Origin of the sequence: Mesorhizobium sp. M7A.F.Ca.CA.004.04.2.1 (assembly GCF_004022825.1) — a bacterium.
GTDB lineage: Bacteria > Pseudomonadota > Alphaproteobacteria > Rhizobiales > Rhizobiaceae > Mesorhizobium.
The window spans coordinates 1-4,094 of the sequence record NZ_RZPH01000534.1; the positions used below are offsets into that span (position 1 = coordinate 1).

At 62.0% G+C, this 4,094-nt stretch carries 5 protein-coding genes; 2 read left to right on the top strand and 3 right to left on the bottom strand.

The window, feature by feature from the left end; all coding sequences use genetic code 11:
• Positions 1-285: 285 nt before the first annotated feature.
• Positions 286-1,152 carry an SDR family NAD(P)-dependent oxidoreductase gene (locus EN893_RS21880; protein ID WP_127269257.1) on the top strand — a complete coding sequence of 289 codons (867 nt, stop codon included), beginning with the start codon at positions 286-288 and terminating at the stop codon, positions 1,150-1,152.
• Positions 1,153-1,155: 3 nt separating this feature from the next.
• Here the strand turns inward: EN893_RS21880 and EN893_RS21885 are convergent, their stop codons facing one another.
• From EN893_RS21885 to EN893_RS21895, 3 genes are all read right to left on the bottom strand, one after another.
• Positions 1,156-1,581: a low affinity iron permease family protein gene (locus EN893_RS21885; RefSeq protein ID WP_127269256.1), complete on the bottom strand. Its 426-nt coding sequence runs from the start codon at positions 1,579-1,581 to the stop codon at positions 1,156-1,158.
• Between the two features lie 303 nt (positions 1,582-1,884).
• Positions 1,885-2,526: a DapH/DapD/GlmU-related protein gene (locus tag EN893_RS21890; protein ID WP_127269255.1), complete on the bottom strand. Its 642-nt coding sequence runs from the start codon at positions 2,524-2,526 to the stop codon at positions 1,885-1,887.
• 142 nt (positions 2,527-2,668) lie between these two features.
• The gene (locus tag EN893_RS21895; protein WP_127269254.1) at positions 2,669-3,187 is read right to left on the bottom strand and encodes a CreA family protein; all 519 of its coding nucleotides are present in this window, start codon (positions 3,185-3,187) and stop codon (positions 2,669-2,671) included.
• 188 nt (positions 3,188-3,375) lie between these two features.
• On the opposite strand from EN893_RS21895, the gene EN893_RS21900 reads away from it, so the two are divergent.
• Positions 3,376-3,954: an SCO family protein gene (locus EN893_RS21900; RefSeq protein WP_127269253.1), complete on the top strand. Its 579-nt coding sequence runs from the start codon at positions 3,376-3,378 to the stop codon at positions 3,952-3,954.
• The last annotated feature ends 140 nt before the right edge of the window (positions 3,955-4,094 follow it).

A 4,094-nucleotide genomic window follows, 5' to 3' on the forward strand; every position in this document is an offset into this window, starting at 1 on the left:
TCGCTGATGTCGGGGTTGGCCAGCATCTGCGGCACCTCGCGGCCCATCTGGTCGCCAATGGCGGTCTGTTCTTTCAGGATTGCAACCCAGTCCGTCAATCAGGAAATCTCCGTTTGTCCCGAGGCTAAAGTTTGTTTTGTCCCCAAGGCAAAATCTCTTTTGCGGAGGCAAAGGGCAACATGCGCAGCCTCGACCGAACTGGTCAACCCGACAAGGCGGGCAGAGGCTTGCGCCGGCCGGTTCCGGCGCTAAGTTCGGCGCCATCGAACAAGGAACCCATCGCCCATGATCACCGACGCCGAGATCCAGACCGCCCTGCCCGCGCTTGCCCCAGGCAATGCCGCCGTTATCACCGGCGCCGCCAGCGGCATCGGTCTGGCGGCCGCCAAGCGGCTTGCACTGATGGGCATGAAGATCGTGCTGGCCGATATTGGCGGCGCGCGGCTGGACGACGCCTCGCGCGCCGTTTCCGCGATTGCCGGCGACGATGCCGTGCTTGCCGTCGCCGCCGACGTTTCGAAGGCGGATGAGGTACACCGCCTCGCCGAAAGGGCGTTCGGCGCCTTCGGCGGCGTGTCGCTGCTGATGAACAATGCCGGTATCGGCGACAATCCCGGAAAGCCATGGGAAAACGGCGATGCCTGGAAGCGGCTGCTGGACATCAATTTCTGGGGCGTCGTGCATGGCGTCGAGGCCTTCGCGCCGCGCATGCTGGCCTCGGCCAGCCCGGGTTTGATCGTCAACACCGGCTCCAAGCAAGGCATCACCACGCCGCCCGGCAATCTTGCCTACAATGTCTCCAAGGCTGGGGTGAAAACCTTCACCGAGGGCCTGTCGCATGCGTTGCGCAACGAACCCGGCGCCCATGTCGCTGCCCATCTTCTGATCCCCGGCTTCACCTTTACCGGCCTGACCGAGGGCGCGACGGAAAAACCGGCCGCCGCCTGGACCGGCGAACAGGTTGTGGATTTCATGCTGGAATCCCTGACCAGAGGCGATTTCTACATCCTGTGCCCGGACAATGAGGCGGCCCGCCCGCTGGATGAAAAGCGCATGGCCTGGGCGATCGGCGATATCATCGAGAACCGCCCAGCCCTGTCGCGCTGGCACCCGGACCACAAGGACAGTTTCGCGGCGTTCATGAAAGGCTGATTTTCAGGCCGCCTGCTTTTTCGACCCGCGCTTCCTCGCCACAGCCTTCTTCGCCGCCGTGTCGGCGATCTGTTCGTCATGCCGCTTTGCCGCACGCTCGCATTTGGCGCGGATTTCCTCGACTTCGGATTCGGTCAGATGTTCGATGCCGATGAAGTGGTTGTGGCCCTTGCCGACCCGGATCAGTTCGTCGAGCTTGGCCTGGATTGCCGCGCCATCGCGGTTCTGAGTGTTCTGGATCAGGAAGACCATCAGGAAAGTGATGATGGTCGTGCCCGTGTTGATGACGAGCTGCCAGGTGTCCGAAAAGCCGAAGAACGGGCCGCTCACCCCCCATACGATGACGATCAGGCAACAGACGGCGAATGTCGGCGGCAGGCCGGCTATGCGGGCGACCCAGTTGGCGACCTTTGTGAAATGTTTTTCCATCTATCGAAATCCTCGACGCTGCGGCGCGATGAGAAACAACCAGCGACCGTTTCAGGTTCCCGAGGCAGACAAATACCCAGCTGCAATTGAATACACGCGTAGGGAGAATAGTCAGGAAAACACACCTTATGGGTTCAATGCCACAGTGATCCTGCAGGCAAGAGTGCCTGTTCCTTCCGCTTCACAGCGGTTTACCTCCAGCCCCTTCCGCTGCGCCACCCCCGCATGGCGGAAGGGGTTTCAGTCCGGCGGGCCTTGAAGCGCGTCGCCCGACTCCGTCTCAACGCTACGCACTTGAACTGGTCAGACGGCGTCGTTTTCCCAGCGATCGAGGAACGTTTCGATCGGCATGGCCTGCATGTCGGGAACCGCTCTGGCCAGCTTTTCGACCGGCCAGTCCCACCAGGCGAGAGCTTCGATCCGCGCCGCGATATCCGGAGTGAAGCGTGGCCGGAGAGCCTTCGCCGGCACGCCGGCGACGATCGCATAGGACGGCACGTCACGCGTCACCACGGCGTTGGCGCCGATGACGGCACCGTTGCCGATGGCGATCCCAGGCATGATCACCGCGCCGTGGCCGATCCAGACATCATGGCCGATGGTCACGGCTTTCGCCTGCCGCCGCTCGCGGAAGGCGGCATCGACGCCCAGCCAGCGAAAATACTCGTTCGGCCGGTAGCTGAGCTTATGCTGGGTCAGCCGCTCTATGGGATGCTCCAGCGCATTGATACGGCTGTTGGCGGCGATCGAGCAGAATTTCCCGATCGTCGTGTAGATCGCTTCACAGTGGCGTTCAAAATAAGAGAAGTCGCCGACATTCACCTCGCGCAGCACCACCCGCTCGCCGATCGAGGCATAGCGGCCGAGCTTGCACGTCTTCAGCTCCGCGGTCGGATGGATACGCGGCTCGGGGTCTTTCGGGACGAGGTTTTCGGAACGCTCCATGCCGGCGGCTTTACGCCTAGGCGATTGGTCCCGCAAGCGGAACCAATCGTCCCTCAGATCGTCTCCCAGCAAGGATTCGCCGAGCGAATGGTCCCGCAAGCGGGACCATTCGTCCGTCCGGCTCCCGAAGGAACTAAGCAGCCTATTGCGGCTTGCCTTTGCTCCACACCACGTTCTGGCCGTAGAGCGGCACGGTGGTGACCGACATTTTGGCCGAGCCGTTCTGCACCTGGCGCGAATGCGAGAGATAGATCAGCGTCTCATTGGGCTTGTCGTAGATGCGGTTCACCACCTGCTTCTTCCAGATCAGGCTGATGCCTTGCTTGAACACCTCCTCGCCGCCCTCGCTCATGTCGATGTCGCCGATCGTGATCGGGCCGGTCTGGCGGCAGGAGATGGAGGAATCGGACGGATCCTCGAACCAGTTGCCCTTGTGCAGGCGATCGATGATGCCGCGATCGAAATAGGAGACGTGGCAGGTCACGCCTTCCACTTTCGGATCCTTGATCGCTTCGACGATGATGTCATTGCCGAGCCAGTCGACGCCGACCTTGCCGACTTCCTCGGCGACTGCGGCACCGGCGCCAACGACAACACACGCGGCCAACGCGCCGCCGATCAGTTTTCGCCCAATCAGTCCGTGCCCAATCAGTCGTGGCAAGGGAGCCTCCTGCGGTTCGAGTTGCCGGTCACAGGTGGGGCGAGCAGCCCGGCTTTGCAAGCAGATAGGTCGACACCACTGCGGTTGCGGCAACGCGGCACTTTGCCTGTGCGAGGCCGAACCGCTAAGACTGTCGCACAGGCGCGGCATTGAGCCGGCGCGGCGATTTCTGCAGACGGACTTTTCTGATGATGCGTTCTATCCTGGTCGGCATTCTCGTCCTGATGGCCGCCGGTATCGGCTGGCTGACTTTCGACTGGTATCGCGGCCATTATGGCGGCGAGCCCTTCGGCGCTGCCTTCACCCTGGTCGACCAGAAAGGCGCGCCGATCACCGAGGCTGCCTTCAGGGGTCAGCCCAGCGTCGTCTTCTTCGGCTTCACCCATTGCCCCGAGGTCTGCCCGACCACGCTGTTCGAACTGGCCGGCTGGCTGAAGACGCTCGGCGACGACGGCAAGAACCTGCACGCCTATTTCGTATCGGTCGATCCCGAGCGCGACACGCCGGAAGTGATGAACGCCTATGTCAGCAATTTCTCCGACCGCATCATCGGCATCACGGGCGATCCCGACAAGGTCCACGCCATGGCCAAGTCGTTCGGCATCTACTGGAAGAAGGTCGACACCGGCGACGGCGACTACACGATGGACCACACCGCCTCGGTGCTGCTGCTCAACGCCAATGGCGACTTTGCCGGCACCATCGCCTACGGTGAAAGCGCCGATACGGCCATCGCCAAGCTGAAGCGGCTGGCGGCGAAAGGCTAGAGCTTGATCCCGAAAAGTGGGAACCGGTTTTCGGGCAAGATCATGCTCAAAAAGAAACAGATTTCATGACCCAGACGCGCCTTTACTTCACCACCGGAAAGACCGAGTCCGTCAGCATTTTCGCGGCGCTTGAGGCAGCC

Excerpts from the sequence above, each read along its gene's own strand:
- EN893_RS21880 (WP_127269257.1), top strand. The coding sequence starts at position 286 with ATGATCACCGACGCCGAGATCCAGACCGCCCTGCCCGCGCTTGCCCCA.
- EN893_RS21885 (WP_127269256.1), bottom strand. The coding sequence starts at position 1,581 with ATGGAAAAACATTTCACAAAGGTCGCCAACTGGGTCGCCCGCATAGCC.
- EN893_RS21900 (WP_127269253.1), top strand. The coding sequence starts at position 3,376 with ATGATGCGTTCTATCCTGGTCGGCATTCTCGTCCTGATGGCCGCCGGT.
- EN893_RS21890 (WP_127269255.1), bottom strand. The coding sequence starts at position 2,526 with ATGGAGCGTTCCGAAAACCTCGTCCCGAAAGACCCCGAGCCGCGTATC.